The sequence below is a fragment of the Mucilaginibacter sp. OK268 genome (assembly GCF_900103125.1).
Classification (GTDB): domain Bacteria; phylum Bacteroidota; class Bacteroidia; order Sphingobacteriales; family Sphingobacteriaceae; genus Mucilaginibacter.
Map to the genome: position 1 here is coordinate 740,487 of NZ_FNJV01000003.1, position 21,248 is coordinate 761,734.

Sequence of the window (21,248 nt, forward strand, 5' to 3'; positions counted from 1 at the left end):
TATTGGTTGATTGTTCACTGAACAATCAAAGAACAACAGCCCGATTATCTGCAAGGTAACCGGGCTGTTTGCTTAAAACCTATCAAATATTTGATAATAAAGATAAACTTGTCTCCATTAATTTTATAATCTTTGCCCTTAAATAACACACTTGTTTTGCTAAATGTAAGTGTGGGCAAAAATGAATCATGATCAATCAATTATAAACTCCTATGACTAACGCATTTGTGATAAACGGCGGGAAACCGCTAAAGGGCGAGATTACTCCGCAGGGAGCAAAAAATGAGGCTTTACAGGTAATTTCGGCGGTATTGTTAACCGATCAGAAAGTTACCATCAGTAATATACCCGATATAAAGGATGTAAATAAACTGATAGAGCTGCTTGGCGATATGGGCGTTATAGTGGAGAAAACCGCGGCCGATACTTATACCTTTATAGCTAAGGATATTGATCAGGATTTTTTCCAGTCTGAAACTTTTAAATCAAAAGGTGGGGGCCTTCGCGGGTCGATCATGATCGTGGGGCCGCTATTGGCCCGTTTTGGCAAAGCATCCATCCCCAAACCCGGTGGTGATAAAATTGGCCGCAGGCGTTTAGATACCCACTTCCTGGGTTTCGAAAAACTGGGTGCGCAATTTAACTACAACCCTGCCGATGGCTTTTTTAATGTTGACGCTTCAAACCTGAAAGGCACCTATATCCTGCTGGATGAAGCTTCGGTAACCGGTACTGCTAATATTGTGATGGCTGCTGTTTTGGCCAAAGGTATTACTACTATATACAACGCTGCTTGCGAGCCATACTTGCAACAGCTTTGTAAAATGCTGAACCGTATGGGCGCCAAAATAAGCGGCATAGGCTCCAACCTGCTTACCATTGAAGGTGTTGACTATCTTGGTGGTACAGATCACCGTTTACTGCCTGATATGATCGAGATAGGTTCATTCATCGGCCTTGCTGCCATGACCGGCTCCGAGATCACTATTAAAGATGTAAAATACCCGGAACTGGGTATGATTCCCGACGTATTTAAACGCCTGGGTATAAAACTGGAGCTGCGTGGCGATGATATTTATATTCCCGCCCAGGATCATTACGAGATAGAAACTTTTATCGACGGATCGATCATGACCGTTGCTGATGCCCCGTGGCCAGGCTTTACGCCCGACCTGATCAGTATTGTATTGGTGGTAGCCATACAAGCCAAAGGATCGGTGTTGATCCACCAAAAAATGTTCGAGAGCCGTTTGTTCTTCGTGGATAAACTGCTGGATATGGGCGCGCAGATCATCCTTTGCGACCCGCACCGTGCCACCGTTATCGGCTTAGACAAGCAAGTACAGTTGCGTGGTATCTCTATGACCTCACCTGATATCCGCGCCGGTGTAGCCTTGCTCATAGCCGCATTATCGGCACAAGGCCAGTCAACCATTTACAATATCGAGCAAATTGAACGTGGATACCAACATATCGATGATCGTTTGAAAGCTCTTGGCGCTGATATAACAAGAATATAAACAAGCTCAAAGCGGAAAGCTTAAGGCCAAAAGCAAGATAAAAGCTTTCGGCTTTAGGCTTTTTGCCTTTAGCTACCCTCCTTAAATCGTTACATTTCATCTTTTTGTTTTTTAAGGATTGTTATGTTACTTTAGCTTTTGGCTTTGCCCCTGCTTTCAGCCATTATAAAACCTACCAGAACAATGCCATATAAAAACCGAAGGTCGACTTATGCATACTTCATACTGATTTTTGTATTTATAAAAGTTGTTCTTAATTTATTCGCTATAAGTCATTTTGGCTTTCACCGCGACGAATTACTGCACCTGGTTTTGGCTGATCATCTGGATTGGGGTTATAAGGAAGTCCCCCCATTTATTGCCATCGTAGCCAAAGTTTCCAACATTCTTTTTGGACATTCAATTTTTGCCGCTCGTATTTTCCCGACCATTTGCAGTGGACTCATTGTTTGGTTTACCGGTTTGATTACGGTTGAATTTGGCGGGCGCAAGTTTGCCATTACCCTAACCTGCCTGGCTCTTATATTTTCGCCTGCATTTGTGGCGAGTGGCTATCTTTTTCAGCCCGTGGTGTTCGATCAGTTCTGGTGGGTATTAACCGTTTGGCTGCTGATCAAATACCTCAACACTACCGATGTTAAATACCTGTACTGGCTAGGCCTGGCCGTAGGTCTGGGTATGCTCACCAAATATACCATGGCCTTTTTCACGTTTGCCATGATCATCGGTATCCTTATCAGTAAGCAACGTAAACTATTATTCAACAGGCATATACTGGGTGCGGTTTTAGTGGCCTTTTTAGTTTGTCTGCCTAATCTTATCTGGCAAATCCAGCATCACTGGCCGCTCATCCATCACATGAAAGCCTTGAGGCAGGAGCAATTAAGTTATATTAAACCCGCCGAATTTATTGAACAGCAGTTGCTGGTACATGGTGTGGCTCTTTTTGTATGGTTCACTGGTTTGCTGTTCCTCATATTTTCTTTCAGGTTGCGTAACTTTCAATTTTTAGCCATCGCCTACGTACTGATATTTATTTTTTTACTGGAAATGGATGGCAAAAACTATTACCTGTTTGGCGCCTATCCTATGCTGTTCGCCGCGGGTGGTTTTGGGTTTGAACGATGGCTAAAAACCAAAGGTTATGTACTCCGCACCGTTACCATAGCGGTATTTGTGTTGCCTAATATGATCTTGCTGCCTATGTTGCTGCCTCTATTTTCGATAGATAACACGCTGGCATTTTTCAGGTTTGCCCATAAAAATATAGCCGCGACAGATTTTCTGATCACCTGGGAAGATCAAAAACAACACCCATTAACCCAGGATTATGCCGATATGTATGGCTGGGATGAGCTGGCCCAAAAAGTTGGTGAAGCTTATAACAAATTAACGCCGGAGCAGCAAAAGCAAACCCTTGTTTATGCCGATAACTACGGCGAAGCAGGCGCCCTGAACCAATACAGCAAACAATTCAAGTTCCCAAGAGCCATATCCCTTAACAGTAGCTTTACGCTGTGGGCTCCCGATAGCCTGAAATGCAAATACCTCATCTATGTGGATGATAACGGCGGCGAGAATATACGTCAGTTTGTAGCCGGTAAGATGATAGGCTCCTACGAAAAACTGGGCCAAATTGATCACTACCTGGCCCGCGAAAAAGGCACCAGCATCTATCTGATAACCGATATTAAAGCCCCCTTACAGGAACGATATACGAAAGAATTGGCGAGGAAAAGGTTGGAGTAGCATTAAAAATGCCCGTCATTGCGAGGTACGAAGCAATCTCTAAACTATACAGAAAGGCTCTGCTTATCGGGGATTGCTTCGTACCTCGCAATGACGGGCTGAGATTACTAAGCCGATATCGCGTTGATGATATCGTATTGGGTAATGATCTCTATTTTACCCTGTCCGTCTTCAACCAATACGGCGATGTTGTCCTTATTGATCATGCTTGATATCTTATCGATAGAAGTATTCAGATCAACAAAAGGGAACGGCGTTGTAGTGATATTTTTGATCGGCTGAGATTTGATGGACGGGTTTTCGAGCAATGAATTCAGAATATCACTTTCGGTGATCTTGCCGATCACCATACCTTTTTGCGTAACCGGGATCTGCGATATATTGAGCGATTTGATGGTATTGATAGCCTCCAGCACGCTTTTTTCACAGTCGATAGTGATAATTTCCTGCACATCCTTTTTACTGATGATATCAGCGGCGGTTAGTTTGCCATCCTTCAAGAATCCGCGGTCGCGCAGCCAATCGTCATTATACATTTTGCCCAGGTAACGCGTGCCATGATCCGGGAAGATGATCACCACTACGTCGCCTTCTTTAAACTTGTCCTTCATTTGTATAGCACCAGCAACAGCCGATCCAGTAGAGTTACCTGCGAAGATACCCTCCTTGCGGGCAATTTCACGGGTCATGAGGGCAGCGTCCTTATCTGTTACCTTTTCAAAATGATCAATCAGGCTAAAGTCGACGTTTTGCGGTAAAAAGTCTTCACCAATACCTTCTGTGATGTATGGATAGATCTCGTTCTTATCCATAATACCGGTTTCTTTATATTTTTTAAATACAGAGCCGTAAGTATCAATCCCCAACACCTGGATGTTCGGGTTCTTTTCTTTCAGGTAACGTGCAGTACCCGATATGGTACCACCAGTGCCCACCCCTACTACCAGGTGCGTAATCTTGCCTTCGGTCTGCTCCCATATTTCAGGACCGGTTTGCTCGTAATGCGCCTGCGAATTGCTCAGGTTATCATACTGATTAGGTTTCCATGAATTAGGCACCTCGCGCTCTAAACGCGAAGATACAGAGTAGTATGAACGCGGGTCTTCGGGCTCTACGTTGGTGGGGCAAACAATTACCTCGGCGCCAAAAGCGCGCAGGGCGTCAAACTTTTCTTTTGATTGTTTATCGGTGCTGGTAAAAATACATTTGTACCCTTTAATAACCGCGGCTATAGCCAAACCCATACCGGTGTTGCCCGATGTACCTTCAATAATAGTACCGCCAGGTTTTAGTTTACCGCTTTTTTCGGCGTCCTCTATCATTTTAAGGGCCATACGGTCTTTGATAGAGTTACCGGGATTGGTAGTTTCTATCTTAGCCAAAACCGTTGCCGGGATGTCTTTTGTTACCTTATTTAACTTAACCAACGGTGTGTGACCAATGGTTTCTAATATATTGTTATACCACATAATTTAAATATCTACTAACCCGGTATATTTAGCCGGATAACTCCCCAAAATTAGCTTTCTTAAACGATATTTTTTTAAAAAAGAAACATCCGTTGAGAATCAAGAGTCAAGAATCAAGATATAAGACTCCTGTTTTCATGCAAAAGACAGAAAGAATAAAACTAATATTTTTTCCTGTCTTGATTCTTGACTCTTGATTCCTGATTCTCATCCACACAAATTATATATTTTTTTATGGAATAGTTCATCAACCTGCATCCTTTAAGTATAACCCAAAAGCTTATATTTAAACCTATGGTATCTACAACCTATAACAACCTATCCTTATCATTAAAAATAGCCATATTTATTTTATTGCTGATAGGTATTTGTGAAAGCCCTGCATTTTCGCAAAAGCTATTGAGTCCAAGCAGGCAGAGTAGTTATTATATCAGTAAACTATCAGCAGAAGATTGCTAAATTGTTTGTGAGGATACAAACAACATGGGGTAAAAAACAAATGTCATCTCGAACGAGGCACGAGGGGAGATCTTATACGTGAGCTATGCTAATCGTATAAAATCTTTCTCTACCGCTCAAAATGACAAGCAGGAAATAAATATAATTGTAGTCCTGAGCATAGCGAAGGATCTATTCCTCAACATATATATTGTGAATAGATGCTTCACTTCGTTCAGCATAACAGTTTTAACTGGTCAATGGCCTCATGAATCAATTAAAACTTCAAATGTTTAACCGTTAACCCGTTATTGATCAGTTGCTTTAACGATTCGATACCGATACGCAGATGTGTTTCTACAAATTGTTCGGTTACAGTTGAGTCGCTTTCGGCAGTTTTTACACCTTCGGGTATCATCGGCTGATCTGATACTAACAGCAATGCTCCTGTCGGAATCTTGTTGGCAAAACCAGTGGTGAAAATAGTAGCAGTTTCCATATCAACAGCCATGGCGCGCAGATCTTTCAGGTACTTTTTAAATACTTTATCATGCTCCCAAACACGGCGGTTAGTGGTATAACAGGTACCGGTCCAGTAATCGCGGGAAAAATCACGGATGGTGGTTGATATCGCCTTTTGTAAAGCAAATGACGGCAAGGCCGGTACTTCTGGTGGTAGGTAATCATTGGATGTACCTTCGCCACGGATAGCGGCTATCGGCAGTATCAGATCGCCAACGGCATTCTTCTTTTTAAGACCACCACATTTACCCAAAAATATAACCGCCTTTGGATGTATAGCGGTAAGCAGGTCCATCACAGTAGCCGCTACCGAACTGCCCATACCAAAATTGATAATGGTGATACCATTCGCTGTAACGCTTTGCATCGGTTTTTCCAGACCCATGATCGGCGCGTTGTCATTCCACTGCGAAAATAATTGTATATACTTCGAAAAGTTGGTCAATATGATATATTCGCCAAAAGCCTCCAGTGGGCGACCTGTATAACGCGGCAACCAGTTAACCACAATGGCATCCTTAGTTTTCAACCCTGATTTTACGGGTGAGTGCACTTCTTTTACTACCTGTGCATCGGTAGGATCCTTTTTTACATTCAATTGTTCATTCATATTTTTTTAGTTTACAGTTTGCAGTTGCCAGTTTGCAGTAAGCAGTGACATTTGGAGAAGAATTATCGACTGCTAACTGCCAACCGATAACTGCAAACTAAAGTATACAACAAACCCCGGCGTTTCACCAGGGTCTGCAATTATTATAATAAAGATAGCTACTTAATTGATATCAAATTGTTACGCTACTTTTAATTTTTTCAGATCCGATTTTTCAAACTTCTCGTGAGCATAGTCTAAAGTAACCTGCAGGCGTTTCACATCTTTTTTAGATGGAAACTCAAACATAGCATCTATCATGATCGCTTCGCAGATAGAGCGAAGGCCCCTTGCACCAAGCTTAAATTCCATGGCTTTATCAACTATAAACTCCAGCACTTCATTATCAAAATCAAGCTTTACGCCTTCATATTCAAACAGTTTTTTGTACTGTTTCAATAAAGAGTTTTTAGGCTCGGTTAATATGTTGCGCAGGGCATCCCTGTCAAGCGGGTTCAAATAAGTTAATACCGGCAAGCGGCCAATCAGCTCGGGTATCAGCCCAAATGATTTCAGATCCTGCGGAGTAATATATTTGTACAGGTTTTTCAGGTCAACCTCGCTATCGTCACGTTTTAGTTTGTAACCAACAGTTTGCGTACGCAGACGGTTAGCTATTTTACGATCGATACCGTCAAACGCGCCGCCGCATATAAATAATATGTTGCTGGTATTTACGGTGATCATTTTTTGATCGGGATGTTTACGTCCGCCTTGTGGTGGTACATTAACCATAGTACCTTCCAATATCTTTAATAAAGCCTGCTGTACACCTTCGCCGGATACATCGCGGGTGATGGAGGCATTATCGCTTTTACGGGCTATTTTATCAACCTCATCAATGTACACAATGCCTTTTTCGGCAAGGGTTACATCATAATCTGCCGATTGCAGCAAACGGGTCAATATGCTTTCCACATCTTCCCCTACATAACCAGCTTCGGTGAGCACGGTAGCATCACAGATACAAAACGGAACGTTTAATATCTTGGCCATGGTTTTTGCCAGCAAGGTTTTACCCGTACCGGTTTCGCCCACCATAATGATGTTTGATTTTTCGATCTCTACCTCGTCCTTATCAATACGCTGGTTTAAGCGTTTGTAATGGTTATATACGGCTACAGAAAGTATCTTTTTGGCATCATCCTGACCGATTACATACTGATCAAGGTGACCTTTAATTTCGGCAGGTTTTAATAAAGAAGGTGCCGAAGGCGAAGCTTTTACCTTACGTACCTTTAACTCCTCAGCCAATATTTCATTAGCCTGATTAACGCATTTATCACAAATGTGAGCGTCGAGGCCTGCAATTAACATCAGGGAATCCTGTTTACCTGCACCGCAAAATGAACACCTGATTTCCTTACTGTTCTTATTCATCTGATTCGTTTGTTATCCAAAATTAACTAATTAGTGGCAGAAAAAAAAGTTTTGGGTCTGAAAGTCGATATGAAAGCCGAAAGCCGTCAAAGCCCAGACGCAAAAGCAGCTCTTTGAAACCCCCTCACTTCCAGACTTTAACACCTTTCAAACTCGTCGACTAACGACTTATTTATTCGTTTTTCCGCTGCCTTTTAAAATCTCGTCGACCATACCAAATTCTTTGGCTTCTTCGGCAATCATCCAGTAATCACGATCCGATGCATCCCAAACTTTCTGGAATGGCGCACCGCTATGATCGGCAATGATCTGGTACAGCTCTTTTTTCAGCTTGGTGATCTCATGGTAAGAGATCTCGATATCTGACTGCTGACCTTGCGCACCGCCCGATGGCTGGTGGATCATTACCCTGGCATGTGGCAATATAGCCCTTTTGCCTTCGGTACCGGCACATAATAATACCGCTGCCATTGATGCTGCCATACCTGTACAAATGGTGGCTACATCATTTGATATAAATTGCATGGTGTCATAGATACCTAAACCCGCGTAAACAGAGCCACCAGGTGAATTGATATAGATCTGGATATCGCGTTTGCTATCGGCCGACTGTAGGAACAGCAATTGAGCCTGGATAATGTTTGCAATATTTTCATAAATGGCATCGCCCAGGAAAATAATACGGTCCATCATCAAACGTGAAAACACGTCCATCTGGGCCACATTTAACTGACGTTCCTCGATGATATACGGGGTCATGCCGGTTGGGGTATAAATACCGGATGGCATTCTGCTTCTGTCAACAGCAGAAATATATTTATCTACATGCAGGCTGTTTAAACGGTGATGCTTAACAGCGTAATTTCTGAATTCGTTTTTATCGATGTTACTACTCATGGTTTTTGTTATGTTATTTTTAGGATGCAAGTGTTACTTGCGATAAATATAGTTTTTAGTTGAATATAATTTTAAACAGATAGTATGTATTAAGTAAAATATTTTGGTGGTGAAGGCATCTTCTACACGTCATTGCGAGGCACGAAGCAATCTCTATACTGTACAGAGCAGCTATACAAATCCGATCTGCCTGTGTAGAGATTGCTTCGTACCTCGCAATGACGACTTTTTGCTTTTATACACCAAAAGCAACCTTGTGAGTTGCTTTTGATGTTTTGTACAGAAGTAAAAATGAGCTTATTGCTGCTCTTTTACCAGCTCGCTGAAATCTGTATAAAGGATATCTTTTTTATCTAAAGTGATTACGCTTTTGATATGATCAAATACCTTAAGCGCTTTTACTTCTTCAAATATCTTGTTAGCATTCTCTTTGTTTTGAAGATATTGTACAGTGTACTGACCTAGCTGCTCGTCAGGAATAGGCTGTGGGCTGTACATTCTGAATTGCTGATCTAAACGAACTTTTGCCAAAGCAAAAACCTCGTCATATTTAATCTCGATCTGGTTGTCCTTAATGATCTTGTTTTCGATCAGGGTCCATTTCAGGTTGGTAGCAAAATCATTGTAACCACCATTCAATTCCTCGTCGGTCAGTTTTTCGTTAGTGGCTTTTAACCAGCGTTTCAAAAACTCATCCGGCAGGTTAAAATCAACCTTGGCCACACTCGCTTTGTAAATATCGTCCTGTAATTTACGCTCTGAATCCTGAACCATCATGGTCTCGATCTCTTCAGTAATTTTAGCTGTAAATTCCGCTTCGGTAGTTACTGTACCTTCACCAAATAATTTGTCAAAGAACTCCTGGTTCAGATCGCTTTCTTCTAAACGGTTCACATTTTTAACCGTTAACTGAAATTTCGATTTTAACTCAGCCGCTTCGTCTTCTTCAATTTTTAATAAACCGGCAACCTTTGGCGCTTCGTTATCAAAAGCTTTCTGAATATCAAGCGTTACTACATCACCTTTTTTAAGGCCGATCAATGATTTTTTTATCTTTTCATCTTTGATCTGGTCTAATCTAACTGATGCGGTATTGCTTATGCCCCCCTCAAAAACAGAACCATCCGGAGAAAGCTGGGCCAAATCTGCGTAAAGCACGTCATCATCTGCCGATACGTCAGGATTTGTCATTTTGCCATAGCTACGGCGAATATTTTTAATACGTGAAGCCAGCGTTTCGTCATCAACTTTGATCACGTACTGGGTTACTTTATCTTTTGATGAGAAATCAATATTGAACTGTGGCGCTAAACCCAGCTCGTAGTTGAATTCAAAATTATCGTTAAAATCCCAGTTGTATTCTTTCTCGTTATCAACCTTTGGTAATGGCTGACCCAATACTTCCAGTTTTTGCTCGTCGATGTATTTATTTAAAGTATCTGATAACAAGTTGTTGATCTCATCAACCAAAATACTTTTACCGTACATTTTTTTGATATGTGCCGCGGGCACCATTCCGGGACGAAAGCCTGGCAGTTTAGCCTTTTTAGCGTTTTCTTTTATGGCTTTGTCAACACGTGGCTGGTAATCCTCAGGGTTAATGTTGATCTTAACAACTGCATTCAGGGCATCTACTTTTTCCTGTGTAATATTCATCTTTTTACCGGGTATTTTTAATTTAATCGTTTGAAACGTAGCCATAAAACCAATTCAGGCTATACAAATTTCGAGGCGCAAAAGTATGAATTTTATTTTAAATTTAATCACGCAATTCTGCCGGGGTAAATTTATCCACCTTGTTTTTTACGGGCTTTATGGTTTTGATATAAGCATATATGGCCTCCAGGTCGGTAACCTTCATGGTACCGTATTTATACCAGGGCATAATGGTTTGAAACTCATTTGGTTTTATAGGGGTCTGTTGACGGGTGCTATCGGCATATTGTGTAAAACGACTTAAAAACTGGGCTTTTGTCCAGCTACCTATACCTGTTTCTTTATCAGCCGTGATATTGGCCGACCGTATGGTACCACCGTTGGGCGATGTATATTCATGTCCACCGGCAAATTCCAACCCTTCAATGATCTTACCTTTGTTGGCCTGGCTGTGGCAATCTTTACAGGCTCCTATCCGCACCAGGTAAGCGCCGTACGCCAATGTATCATGCTGATCGGGCACCGTACCCAGCGTGGCCTTTGCCGGCATGGTATGCACCAGTATGTTTAATGGAAAATCGAGTTTACGCTCGGGATAGTCGGTCGTTTGTGGCTTAAGCGTGCGCAGGTAGGCAATAATGGAATAAACATCTTCCCTGCTCATTTTGGAGTACGACTCCCAGGGCATGATCGGGAATATAGCCGAGCCATCTTTTTTAACCCCGGTGGTAATAGCCCGGAACAGTTCACCGTCAGTCCAGTTTTTTAAATGGTATGGAGTAATATTTGGTACATAAACAGAACCCGGAAAACCCACATTGGCATCAAATTTTTCGCCGCCAGCTCCTAATGTTTCTTCTTTTACCGGCCCGGCCAATATGTTCCATTCGCGTTTGGAGTGGCAATCAACACAAGCTGTTATATGATTGGCCAGGTATTTACCGCGTTCAATACGCTGCGGGGTGGCTTCTACCTTAATATTTTCCGGATCGCCTACATTGGGCAAGGCCAGGGTAATATAGCTTATACCAGCTACAACAATTAAAACAATGGCTATTACAATATAGCCTGCAAACTTTAAGATCTTTTTCATGAATAGGTAATAGGGACGCGGCAAAACTAATCAACTTTTTAAACTTATGATTAACCTTCTACACCGTATTTTCACCGAAAAATCACGCGTAGATTTACGTTGTTTCGACTCACCCCGGCATCGCTACATCTCCGATAACCACACACGTCATTGCGAGGTACGAAGCAATCTCTACATAGGCAGGGTAACTATTAAGGGTTTAAACTGTTCAATTTGCTCTGTATAGCATAGAGATTGCTTCGTACCTCGCAATGACGTTATTTTTTAGTTCCCTCTCCTTTGGAGAGGATTACTACATGAGGGCTTCGCCGTTTAGGTGAGGCTCTCCCCTCCCAAAAAAACAAAAAAGCAGGAACCCTCGCTCCTGCTTTTTACAAAATAGTAAATACCTATTTAGTCAACTTTTTCAATGCTCGATGCGCCCGATTTGTCGTTATTCACAGTTGTAGGCGAACCTTTATACCTGATCTCCGAAGCGCCAGAAGAGTGAACATTAAGCGTTTTTAATACGTTGATCTTGCAATGACTGGCGCCTGATGAATTAATGGTGTATTCGCCAACCACAAAATCAAAGGCATTGATCTTGCCTACGCCGCTAAATTCCACCTGGTGGGTGGCTGCCTGCCCGGTTAAGTTCAGTTCGCTTACACCACTGCCATGGCTGTTTACATTAGCCGCGTTCAAATCAAGGTTAACTTTGGTAGCGCCCGATAAATGAATGTTCAGATCGCCGGTAGTGATTTTACCAGTTGATGAAACCTCCACTGCTCCTGATGATTTAAGCTCTTCCAGTTTGCGGATACCGATATTTACCACCAGGCTATCATCAAGACATATTGTTTTTGTGGTTTTGATGACCAGTTTACCGCCATTAACAGAGGTAGAAACATATTTAAGCAGGTTATCATCTCCCGTAACCGAAATGGAGAGTGAGCTATCCTGTTTTAAATGAATTTTATATGCGCCAGATATATCGATCCTGCTAAAATCAGTGGCTTTGCGTTGCTCCGTAATTATTTTCCCCGAGCCATGTACGCAAACAAGCTTACATGATGAAATTATACTTAATGATGCACATGCGATGATGGCAATAACTAAACCTGTTTTTTTCATAATGATAGATTTTTTATGGTCATAAAGCTATCAGGCGTTATGCCCATGATAGTTTTATTATGTTTTTTTACTTTGTGACGTTGTTTATAGAGTTGAAGTTACATCAAAAATAAAAAAAGCTGTCACAAATTGTGGCAGCTTCTCAGAATATATGATGAACTTTTGCAAAAGTTGGATTAAAGACCTGCAAACTCGTTTGCTATTTCTTTTTGAGGTACACCGTTCAATTTATCGGTGAAGCTTTCGGCAGCAAAGTTGTTGTTATTTACGCTGGTAGTGTTGCTGTGGTTTAAAGTATAAACAGTAGCGTTACCGCTCAGATCAATTTTAGCGTGATCATTTACGTTAACGTTGGCTGTATAAGCATCTACATTTAAAGTAGCGGTAGCGTTGTTGTGCAGGTTAACTTCCAGTTCAAGGGCTGATAATTTACCAAATGATTTTACCTGGGCGTTGTCATAAGCGCTGATAGCACGCAGATCATTAGCAGTTACCCAAACAACCAGTTTTTCTGCTTTGTATGAAGTGATACGCAATACACCGTTTTCGCTTTGAACAAGGGCGCTTTCACCATAGTAGCGGTTGTAAACTTTTACCTGGTCGGCGGAGCCGTCAGAAACAAACAGTTCCACATTACCGCGGATCTCGATCTTACTGATCTTGCTTACTTCTTTTACTACAGTGGCAGTGTTGCTGGTAGTGTTATTATTATTGGTAGTTGCATAAGTTGTGCTGGCGATACCACCTACTAAAACTAACATAGTTGCGATGGTGAATAATTTTGTTTTCATGATATTAATATTTTGATTGTCAATTAATTATATTGTCTTTATTTTTTAAATACATCTATATGACGCCCCCATTTTTAAAACGTTACAGCTGTTTGGAGCCAAATAGATGTACGGCCTTATTTTGTCGGCGAACGGAGGATTTATATCGGTGAACGGCGAAAATATTTTTAGGAGGAAAAGAGGAAAATGACCGATTAAGGTGTGGGATGAGAGCAATAAGGGCTTTTTATAAGGAGGCTGTCATCCTGAACTTATTTCAGGATCCCTTTGGACAGATTGACGGTCATGCTGCACACCTTGCATATGGGATGCCGAAACAAGTTCGGCATGACTGGATTTTATATGGCTTAATAGAAAAGAAGGCCTGTCATCCTGAGCACCGTCGAAGGATCGCGCGTAAAAGGCCTGCCCACCATGCTTCGACGGCGCTCAGCATGACACCTATTATAAATACTCAGTTAACCATTGGGCTTACCGGCCGGTAATAAACCTCACTGCGGCCATTCACCGTTTTAACTACAAAGCCATGCTCAATAAGCCATTGCAGCACCAGGTAAATGCTGCTGGTGCTCACTTTAACACCATTAATGCGGATATGCCTCGACAGAGTATCTACATCGGCATCATCTGCCAGCTTTAAAACGTGTGCTATGATATGCTTTTTTTTAACCGACAGGTTATATTGATGCAGATGACAATATTGTACAAATTCATCAGGAAGGGCTGTTGCCGTTAGGTTAAAGTGTGTCATAAAGTGATTCAATTGAAATACCGTGTTTTATTTCAAAGAAAAAAATATATACACGTACAATTGTTGTACATAGGGGCGATATAATTGTAAATTTACGACATGAAGAAAAAGCAATTTGCGCCCCTGGTAATTTGCGATGTGGAAGGGGCCGGCATCATCCAATCCCGGCATAGCCACACCTATTATGAAATCATCTATGTACAAAAAGGTACAGGCACACATATCCTTAATCAGAACCGTATCCCCTACAAGGCGGGCGACCTGTTTTTAATATGCCCAGAGGATGAACACTGTTTCGACTATAAAAAGTATACTTGTGTTACGCTGATCAAGTTTACCGATGAGTTTTTCAGTTCTCAAAATCAATCCATCCCGCATGTAGGTATCGTATTCAGTCCGCAGGACCTGATGCGGCACAAACTGTTAAAAGAGATCAAACTCACTTTCGACGAACCTTTTAAAACCATTTTAAAGAGCACCGTCGACAATATTAAAGCTTACAATGGGTCGACAGATATAGCTACCTGTCCCTATATCTTTTATCAGATCCTGTCGCTCTTTGGTTTAATAACACAGGCATTGGGGCGTATCGACGCGCAATTGGTTAACTGTCCGCCGGGCAAACAGGAGCTGATATCTTATATCCATCAGCATATTTACGAACCCGAAAACATCCAGATCAAAAACGTAGCCGCGCATTTTAATATCGCTACCAGCTATTTTAGCGCCTGGTTTAAAAGAAATTTTGATATCAGCTATCGTGATTACATCAACGGGTACCGTGTTAAATTGATTGAGATCCGTATCAGCAATAAAACCTCCACCCTGAGCCAGATAGCGGAGGAGTTTGGGTTTACCGATGTGAGCCACCTATCCAACTATTTTAAAAAGAAAACCAATACCAACGCGAGCCATTACGGCAGAACAGCGTGATAGAGCTATTCATATACTTAATTTATATAATTAATAAAAAAAATGTCATTTCGACGAACACGAGTGGGATATGAGCATTGGAGTGAGGAGAAATCTTTTGCGACAGACTTATCCATAATATCGCGTGTAAAAGATTTCTCCTCGTACCTCGTTCGAAATGACAGTTCTTTATAGCTGAAATGGAGGCGGCTTTTCAATCAACAAATAGGTCTATATTATATATATGAAAATACACATCATGGGCGCATCCTGTGCCGGCTCAACCACTTTGGGCACCGCCTTAGCCCAACGCCTGAACTATCCACTGTTTGACAGCGACAAATATTTCTGGGAAGCAACCGAACAACCCTTTACCGTAAGACGTGATCCGGAACTGCGAAACGCTATGATGATGCACGATGTTAACAGTAATCCAAACTGGATACTTACCGGATCGATGGTGAGCTGGGGACCAGTATGGCTGGATATGTTTGACCTGGTAGTATTTCTGTACATTCCCCACCACATCCGGATACAGCGCCTGCATAACCGCGAGCTGGAACGCTATGGTGATGCTATTTTTAACGATCCGGAACGCGCGGCCAATTACCAGGCATTTATTAAATGGGCAACAGGCTATGACGATAATACCACTAAAGGCCGTACCCTGCAGGTACATGAAAACTGGTTGAGCCAGGTAAGCTCCCCTATTTTAGAAATACGTGGGGACACCACGGTACAGGAACGCTTGGACCTGGTTTTGGAAAAAATGAAGGAGTTGTAACGTAAAAACTGGAGATAGCGCGATTCCTTCCCTCGGGAAGGGCAGGAAGGGATTTATACACTTTACCCGTTTATGTCGCCCGTATAAACCCCTCCCTGCAACTACACAACCTACCGCACCCCTCCCGTGGGGAGGGAATTGAAACAGCAAAGTATTTGAATCTCTTCTTAATTTTTCGTATATTTATATCAATAGCAGCCCGCTTGTCTTTTCAGGAGATAAGCGGGCTGTTTGGTTAAGGATAAAAGGGCTCTAAAATAGGCTATTTTTCATTTAGTTCATTGACAATCAATAATTTAATACTTTTTAAACCTATCAAAACCGTGTTAAAATTTGTTAAAAAGTGTTAAAATCGATGGTTTTGAAGCAATTTTCGATGGTTTTTGAGTGATTTTTGCCCCATTTTTAGTTAAAAAAGTGTTAAAATAAAGCTTTAAAAAGTTTTGCTGTTAAATAATTAACGTAATAATGCTAGTCGCATGAAAATAAACCTATCCATCATTTCACTCACATTACTTTCAGCTGTTTCTTCTGCTCAAACACAGCTAATCAAAAATCTGCAGGCAGGCAAACCCCAAATCCTGGTTGTTTATGGTACTAGTTTAACCGCGGGCGCCGGAGGGCATGCCTGGGTAGATTCTGTAGCTGCCGATCTGAACAACAAGTACCACGGCAACTTAACCGTGTATAATGCTGCCAAAAGCGCCATGTGGTCAACCTGGGGCGTACAGCACCTGGAGGATAGTGTGATCAGCAAAAAACCCGACGCCGTTTTAATTGAGTTTAGTATGAACGATGCTTTCCTGAATTACAAAACCAGCAGGGAGCTGGCCGAATTGAATCTGAACTATATGATCGATCGTATCAAACTGTTTAATCCCAATTGTGAGATCATCCTGCAAACCATGGACATAGCGCTCGACAAACATGCTACTGACAGGCCCGACCTAAACACCTATTACGACCTTTACCGCGAGGTTGCAAAAAAACGAAAGCTTTTACTGATAGATCATTATCCGCATTGGAAAGCCATACTGGATAAAGGAAAAGAAGAATATTTGAAATATGTACCTGATGGTCTGCACCCGGATGCTGAGGGCGCCCGCAAAGTGATAGCACCTTATGTGATTGAAAAACTGATGGAAGGGAAATAGCTATAAAAGACAAAGCCACCTGGCTTCAGGTGGCTTTGTTCGGTGATTAGCCTGCTGTGATGGCAATTATAAACCTGCATACTCGTCTGCTTTAACTTTTACACCATTCAATACTTCGCTGGTGTGCTCTGCTATCAGGTTTGATCCGTTTACGCTTGAGCCATAGCTGCGGTTTAAGCAGTATTCATTAACAGTACCGCTTAAGTTAGCGCAAGCTTTATCATTCATGGTAACACGTGCACTGTAAGCATCTAATTTTAAAGTGGCTGATGCGTTGTTGTATAATTTCACATCCAGTTCAATGGCTGACAGGTTGCCGAATGAGCTGATGTTAGCATTGTCATAAGCAGTGATGCCTGAAAGTTCTTTTGCGGTAACCCAAACCACTAACTTTTCGGCTTTGTTATATGATGATATACGTAACACACCGTTCTTTGCTTGTACCAATGCGCTTTCGGCATAATAACGGTTGTAAACTTTTACTTCATCGGCCGGACCGTTGGATACATATACCTGAACGTTACCGTAAACTTCGATCTTATCGATCCTGGTGATGTCGGTTAAAACGATGCCTTTGTTGTTGTTTGTGTTAACAGTGGCTTGTGCTTGATTTCCAATTCCAAATACTATAGCTGCTACAGTAAAAAGGGTGATTGCTAAAGTTTTCATGATTTTAATATTTTGATTGTCAGTTGATTAATATTGTTATTTTAAATACACCAATATGACGACCTCACTAAAAAAACGTTACAGCAATATGGCCTGTAATAGTTGTACGCCGGGTTTTTGTCGGTAAATGGAAGAATGTTGTCGGTGAAAAGCGGGAAGAAAAAGAGCTGATTTTGGAAGTCCGTGAGTTGATGGGGTAAATGTCGCCAGAACAAGGATAAAATGTATCCCTTAAAACGCAAAACTTACTACTATTTAGGCCAGATAATACTTTTCTCCGTCGGTTTTTATTTTGCCGGCATCCAGCAATAGGCGAATGGTTTCCATCTTTTCTTTTTCGGTACCTACGTTAATGGTATTTATCAGTGTGCCGATATCCGGGGTGGATATTCCAAGCAATTGTACAATTTCATGGGTGATGTCATCAAAGATCTCGTCGGCGTTTTTTTGGCGTTTCTCATCCAGGCAAACGTCGCAAACGCCGCATTTACGGGCATTGGCTTCGTCGAAATAGGCCAGCAACATTTGGCTGCGACATTTTTTGGCGGTCGCGTAAGCAAACACCGCTTCCATTTTCTGGCGATAGGTCTCCTTGCGTTCTTCTATGTACTTTTTGTTGATAAAGAGGCGGTCGGCCTGCTGGCGGGGCTTTAAATAAGTTACCTGGGGTTGATCTGTCTGCTGCAAATAGCTGATCAGCCCAAACTCCTGTAGCTGCATTAATCCATCTATCACCTGCTGAACGTTTAAGTTAGTGCGCCGCGACAGATCGTATTCTTTTAAGCGTACGTAATTTTCAAATGAACCGCCGTAGGAGCGCAGCAGGGTTTTAATAAAAGGATCCCAACCTGCGTTCTGTATCTGGAAGTTATACAATACCTCATTTACCACCTCAAACCGGAAACGTGACGGCAAAAACACGCTTTCGTTGAAGGAGAGGTATTCGTCCTTTTCCAGAAATTTGAGTGCATTGAGCGTTTTAACGGCATCCAGCTTAAAGCGGCTGCAAAACTCGCCCAGGTCAAGATCAAAGCTCAGGCCCTCGCCTGCACCATAAGCCAGCTGGTAGTAATTGGCCAAACAATGATACACAAGCTTGATCTCCTCCACCGATGGAAAGTTCAGCACAAACATTTTTTCCTGCCTTAGTCTATCGGAATGTGTATATAGTAAAATAGCGTAGGCCTTTTGTTCGTCGCGCCCGCCGCGCCCCCCTTCCTGATAATAAGCCTCCAGGCTTTCGGGCATATCTTTATGGATCACAAAACGCACATCGGGCTTATCAATTCCCATTCCAAAAGCGTTAGTGGCTACAATAATACGGGTACGGTTATTTTTCCAGCTTTCCTGTTTTTCGGCCCGCTGATCCATGGCTAAACCGGCATGATAATAATCGGCTTTTATACCGTTCTCATTATAATATTTGGCAATATCAGCAGCATCCCGGCGACTGCGTACATAAACAATGCCGCTGCCTTTAACACCACGGGCAATATCCAGCATCTTTTGCAGCTTATTTTCAGCATTTTGCACTACATAGCTTATATTTCGGCGTTCGAAGCTCTGCTGGTAAATAACCGCGTCCTTGAACAATAATTTCTGCTGGATGTCGAGTTTCACTTCGACCGTAGCAGTGGCTGTAAGGGCTAATACGGGCACTGTGGGGTGCAATTCCCGCAGATCGGCAATGTGCAGATATGGCGGTCGGAAATCATAGCCCCATTGCGATATACAATGCGCCTCGTCAATAGCTATCAGGTTTACTTTCATATACCGGATCCGCTCGCGCACCAGTTCGGACAGTAAACGCTCGGGCGACAGGTACAGGAACTTGACCGAACCATAAATGCAATTATCCAGCGCCAGATCTATCTCCCGCAAACCCATGCCCGATACTATGGATACCGCGTTGATCCCTTTTGCTTTCAGATTCTCCACCTGGTCTTTCATCAGGGCTATCAGTGGCGATACTACGATACAGATCCCCTCTTTAGCCAAAGCAGGCACCTGGAAACAAACAGATTTACCGCCACCGGTAGGTAATAAAGCCAAAGTATCGCGACCTAATAAAACAGATTTGATGATCTCGGCCTGCATAGGCCGGAAACTATCGTGGTTCCAGTACTGTTTTAATATTTCCTCTATGGTCATGTGGCGGCTTCAAATATAAAGGCGGAAGGATGAAAAGACAAAGGATTAAAAGATAAAAGACCAACGCAAGGTACCTGTACAAAAATAGCGGTGATTTTGTCACCGCTATTTTTGTATTTCTGACTATGGACTATTGACCATAGACTATGGACTTAAAAAATTATCTCTTTTTTACATCAACATATTCCCTGTCAGTATCGCCGGTATAGATCTGGCGCGGGCGACCGATAGGTTCCTTGTTTTCTTTCATTTCTTTCCATTGCGCTATCCATCCCGGCAAACGGCCCAGGGCAAACAGTACGGTGAACATTTCGGTTGGGAAACCTAATGCACGGTAAATGATACCTGAGTAAAAATCAACGTTAGGGTATAATTTACGCTCTACAAAGTATGGATCTTTCAGAGCTACTTCTTCCAGCTTTTTCGCTATTTCCAGCACTTCGTCATTGATACCTAACTTCTCTAATATATCGTCGCAAGCTTTTTTGATGATTTTGGCGCGTGGGTCGAAGTTTTTGTACACACGATGACCAAATCCCATCAGGCGGAACGGATCATTTTTATCCTTTGCTTTGGCAATCCATTTATCGGTATCGCCGCCATCGTTCTTGATCTTCTCCAACATCTCGATAACCGCCTGGTTAGCACCGCCATGCAGCGGGCCCCATAAAGCAGATATACCAGCAGAAATAGATGCGTACAGGTTGGCATCAGACGAACCTACTATACGCACTGTAGACGTTGAACAGTTTTGCTCGTGATCGGCATGCAGTATCAGTAATTTATTCATTACATCAACTACAACCCTATCAACTTTATAATCTTCTGTACGTTCCGCAAAGGTCATGTACAGGAAGTTGGTTACATAGTCGAATTTATTTTGAGGATATACAACCGGGTGCCCTAATGATTTTTTATAGATCCATGATACTACTGTGCTCATTTTTGCCAGTAGTTTTATAATCTCCAGGTTAACCTCTTCTGTTGAAAGACCTTGTTTTAATGATTCGGGGTTGAAAGCAGCCAGGGCACCAATCAATGATGAAAGCTGCCCCATGGGATGCGATTTTGACGGAAAACCATCAAAAAACTTCTTCATATCCTCATGAACCAACGTATGGCGGCTTATCTGGTATTGAAAATCAGTAAGCTGTTGTTCACTTGGCAATTCGCCATAAATAAGCAAGTAAGCTACTTCGATGAAACTGGCATTCTCGGCCAGTTGCTCAATCGGGTAACCACGATATTTTAATATGCCTTTTTCTCCATCTAAAAAAGTGATGGCACTTTTGGTAGCACCTGTATTTTTATAGCCGATATCCAGCGTTACGTAACCGCTTTGATCCCGGAGTTTTGAAATATCAATAGCTTTTTCACCTTCTGTACCCTCAATCACCGGGAGGTCAAATGTTTTATCACCAATCTTTAGTTGTGCTGTATCCGACATAGAATATAATTGTTGTAACAAATGTAATTAAATCTGTGTATTATAACCCTCCAGATCATTTACTGTTTTGTAAATTTTATGTGCAAATCTATTAATTAAACCC

Annotated in this window: 18 protein-coding genes; 6 read left to right on the forward strand and 12 right to left on the reverse strand. The window is 42.1% G+C overall.

All coding sequences use genetic code 11. The annotated features are described in order from the left end of the window. Positions 1–212 precede the first annotated feature (212 nt). Complete coding sequence (gene murA, locus BLR84_RS13420) at positions 213–1,520, forward strand: UDP-N-acetylglucosamine 1-carboxyvinyltransferase (protein WP_090468690.1); 1,308 nt, start codon at positions 213–215, stop codon at positions 1,518–1,520. Between the two features lie 183 nt (positions 1,521–1,703). Continuing rightward, the gene (locus BLR84_RS13425; RefSeq protein WP_090468692.1) at positions 1,704–3,269 is read left to right on the forward strand and encodes an ArnT family glycosyltransferase; all 1,566 of its coding nucleotides are present in this window, start codon (positions 1,704–1,706) and stop codon (positions 3,267–3,269) included. A gap of 107 nt (positions 3,270–3,376) precedes the next feature. Here BLR84_RS13425 and BLR84_RS13430 read toward each other — a convergent pair whose 3' ends face one another. After that, complete coding sequence (locus BLR84_RS13430; protein ID WP_090468694.1) at positions 3,377–4,738, reverse strand: pyridoxal-phosphate dependent enzyme; 1,362 nt, start codon at positions 4,736–4,738, stop codon at positions 3,377–3,379. Positions 4,739–5,032: 294 nt separating this feature from the next. On the opposite strand from BLR84_RS13430, the gene BLR84_RS30030 reads away from it, so the two are divergent. Then, positions 5,033–5,197, forward strand: a complete 165-nt coding sequence (locus BLR84_RS30030) for a hypothetical protein (protein WP_176852058.1) — start codon at positions 5,033–5,035, stop codon at positions 5,195–5,197. 256 nt (positions 5,198–5,453) lie between these two features. Here the strand turns inward: BLR84_RS30030 and BLR84_RS13435 are convergent, their stop codons facing one another. From BLR84_RS13435 to BLR84_RS13470, 8 genes are all read right to left on the reverse strand, one after another. Continuing rightward, positions 5,454–6,308 carry an AMP nucleosidase gene (locus tag BLR84_RS13435; RefSeq protein ID WP_090468696.1) on the reverse strand — a complete coding sequence of 285 codons (855 nt, stop codon included), beginning with the start codon at positions 6,306–6,308 and terminating at the stop codon, positions 5,454–5,456. A gap of 180 nt (positions 6,309–6,488) precedes the next feature. Then, complete coding sequence (gene clpX, locus BLR84_RS13440; RefSeq protein ID WP_090468698.1) at positions 6,489–7,727, reverse strand: ATP-dependent Clp protease ATP-binding subunit ClpX; 1,239 nt, start codon at positions 7,725–7,727, stop codon at positions 6,489–6,491. Positions 7,728–7,895: 168 nt separating this feature from the next. Further along, positions 7,896–8,624: an ATP-dependent Clp protease proteolytic subunit gene (locus tag BLR84_RS13445; RefSeq protein ID WP_090469314.1), complete on the reverse strand. Its 729-nt coding sequence runs from the start codon at positions 8,622–8,624 to the stop codon at positions 7,896–7,898. Between the two features lie 297 nt (positions 8,625–8,921). Then, positions 8,922–10,280 carry a trigger factor gene (gene tig, locus BLR84_RS13450; protein ID WP_090469317.1) on the reverse strand — a complete coding sequence of 453 codons (1,359 nt, stop codon included), beginning with the start codon at positions 10,278–10,280 and terminating at the stop codon, positions 8,922–8,924. A 103-nt stretch (positions 10,281–10,383) separates the two neighbouring features. After that, on the reverse strand, positions 10,384–11,373 hold the full coding sequence (locus BLR84_RS13455) for a c-type cytochrome (RefSeq protein ID WP_090468700.1): 990 nt from the start codon (positions 11,371–11,373) through the stop codon (positions 10,384–10,386). 393 nt (positions 11,374–11,766) lie between these two features. After that, positions 11,767–12,486 carry a head GIN domain-containing protein gene (locus tag BLR84_RS13460; protein WP_090468702.1) on the reverse strand — a complete coding sequence of 240 codons (720 nt, stop codon included), beginning with the start codon at positions 12,484–12,486 and terminating at the stop codon, positions 11,767–11,769. A gap of 176 nt (positions 12,487–12,662) precedes the next feature. Then, positions 12,663–13,277: a GIN domain-containing protein gene (locus tag BLR84_RS13465; RefSeq protein WP_090468704.1), complete on the reverse strand. Its 615-nt coding sequence runs from the start codon at positions 13,275–13,277 to the stop codon at positions 12,663–12,665. Positions 13,278–13,731: 454 nt separating this feature from the next. Continuing rightward, positions 13,732–14,028 carry a hypothetical protein gene (locus tag BLR84_RS13470; RefSeq protein ID WP_090468706.1) on the reverse strand — a complete coding sequence of 99 codons (297 nt, stop codon included), beginning with the start codon at positions 14,026–14,028 and terminating at the stop codon, positions 13,732–13,734. A 99-nt stretch (positions 14,029–14,127) separates the two neighbouring features. Between BLR84_RS13470 and BLR84_RS13475 the strand changes: the two genes are divergently transcribed. The 3 genes from BLR84_RS13475 to BLR84_RS13485 all read left to right on the forward strand — a co-directional run bounded on the left by BLR84_RS13475 (position 14,128) and on the right by BLR84_RS13485 (position 16,878). Further along, on the forward strand, positions 14,128–14,961 hold the full coding sequence (locus BLR84_RS13475) for an AraC family transcriptional regulator (protein WP_090468708.1): 834 nt from the start codon (positions 14,128–14,130) through the stop codon (positions 14,959–14,961). A gap of 223 nt (positions 14,962–15,184) precedes the next feature. Then, positions 15,185–15,724 (forward strand): P-loop NTPase family protein, encoded by a 540-nt coding sequence (locus tag BLR84_RS13480; protein WP_090468710.1) that lies wholly within the window; start codon positions 15,185–15,187, stop codon positions 15,722–15,724. A gap of 479 nt (positions 15,725–16,203) precedes the next feature. Continuing rightward, complete coding sequence (locus BLR84_RS13485; RefSeq protein ID WP_090468712.1) at positions 16,204–16,878, forward strand: SGNH/GDSL hydrolase family protein; 675 nt, start codon at positions 16,204–16,206, stop codon at positions 16,876–16,878. Between the two features lie 66 nt (positions 16,879–16,944). Here BLR84_RS13485 and BLR84_RS13490 read toward each other — a convergent pair whose 3' ends face one another. The 3 genes from BLR84_RS13490 to BLR84_RS13500 form a co-directional block, all read right to left on the reverse strand. Further along, complete coding sequence (locus BLR84_RS13490) at positions 16,945–17,547, reverse strand: GIN domain-containing protein (protein ID WP_090468713.1); 603 nt, start codon at positions 17,545–17,547, stop codon at positions 16,945–16,947. 255 nt (positions 17,548–17,802) lie between these two features. Continuing rightward, positions 17,803–19,698 carry a RecQ family ATP-dependent DNA helicase gene (locus BLR84_RS13495; protein WP_090468715.1) on the reverse strand — a complete coding sequence of 632 codons (1,896 nt, stop codon included), beginning with the start codon at positions 19,696–19,698 and terminating at the stop codon, positions 17,803–17,805. A 160-nt stretch (positions 19,699–19,858) separates the two neighbouring features. After that, positions 19,859–21,145: a citrate synthase gene (locus tag BLR84_RS13500; RefSeq protein ID WP_090468716.1), complete on the reverse strand. Its 1,287-nt coding sequence runs from the start codon at positions 21,143–21,145 to the stop codon at positions 19,859–19,861. Between the last annotated feature and the right edge of the window lie 103 nt (positions 21,146–21,248).

Coding starts and splice junctions, on each gene's coding strand:
- murA (WP_090468690.1), top strand. CDS start 213: ATGACTAACGCATTTGTGATAAACGGCGGGAAACCGCTAAAGGGCGAG.
- BLR84_RS13425 (WP_090468692.1), top strand. CDS start 1,704: ATGCCATATAAAAACCGAAGGTCGACTTATGCATACTTCATACTGATT.
- BLR84_RS13430 (WP_090468694.1), bottom strand. CDS start 4,738: ATGTGGTATAACAATATATTAGAAACCATTGGTCACACACCGTTGGTT.
- BLR84_RS30030 (WP_176852058.1), top strand. CDS start 5,033: ATGGTATCTACAACCTATAACAACCTATCCTTATCATTAAAAATAGCC.
- BLR84_RS13435 (WP_090468696.1), bottom strand. CDS start 6,308: ATGAATGAACAATTGAATGTAAAAAAGGATCCTACCGATGCACAGGTA.
- clpX (WP_090468698.1), bottom strand. CDS start 7,727: ATGAATAAGAACAGTAAGGAAATCAGGTGTTCATTTTGCGGTGCAGGT.
- BLR84_RS13445 (WP_090469314.1), bottom strand. CDS start 8,624: ATGAGTAGTAACATCGATAAAAACGAATTCAGAAATTACGCTGTTAAG.
- tig (WP_090469317.1), bottom strand. CDS start 10,280: ATGAATATTACACAGGAAAAAGTAGATGCCCTGAATGCAGTTGTTAAG.
- BLR84_RS13455 (WP_090468700.1), bottom strand. CDS start 11,373: ATGAAAAAGATCTTAAAGTTTGCAGGCTATATTGTAATAGCCATTGTT.
- BLR84_RS13460 (WP_090468702.1), bottom strand. CDS start 12,486: ATGAAAAAAACAGGTTTAGTTATTGCCATCATCGCATGTGCATCATTA.
- BLR84_RS13465 (WP_090468704.1), bottom strand. CDS start 13,277: ATGAAAACAAAATTATTCACCATCGCAACTATGTTAGTTTTAGTAGGT.
- BLR84_RS13470 (WP_090468706.1), bottom strand. CDS start 14,028: ATGACACACTTTAACCTAACGGCAACAGCCCTTCCTGATGAATTTGTA.
- BLR84_RS13475 (WP_090468708.1), top strand. CDS start 14,128: ATGAAGAAAAAGCAATTTGCGCCCCTGGTAATTTGCGATGTGGAAGGG.
- BLR84_RS13480 (WP_090468710.1), top strand. CDS start 15,185: ATGAAAATACACATCATGGGCGCATCCTGTGCCGGCTCAACCACTTTG.
- BLR84_RS13485 (WP_090468712.1), top strand. CDS start 16,204: ATGAAAATAAACCTATCCATCATTTCACTCACATTACTTTCAGCTGTT.
- BLR84_RS13490 (WP_090468713.1), bottom strand. CDS start 17,547: ATGAAAACTTTAGCAATCACCCTTTTTACTGTAGCAGCTATAGTATTT.
- BLR84_RS13495 (WP_090468715.1), bottom strand. CDS start 19,698: ATGACCATAGAGGAAATATTAAAACAGTACTGGAACCACGATAGTTTC.
- BLR84_RS13500 (WP_090468716.1), bottom strand. CDS start 21,145: ATGTCGGATACAGCACAACTAAAGATTGGTGATAAAACATTTGACCTC.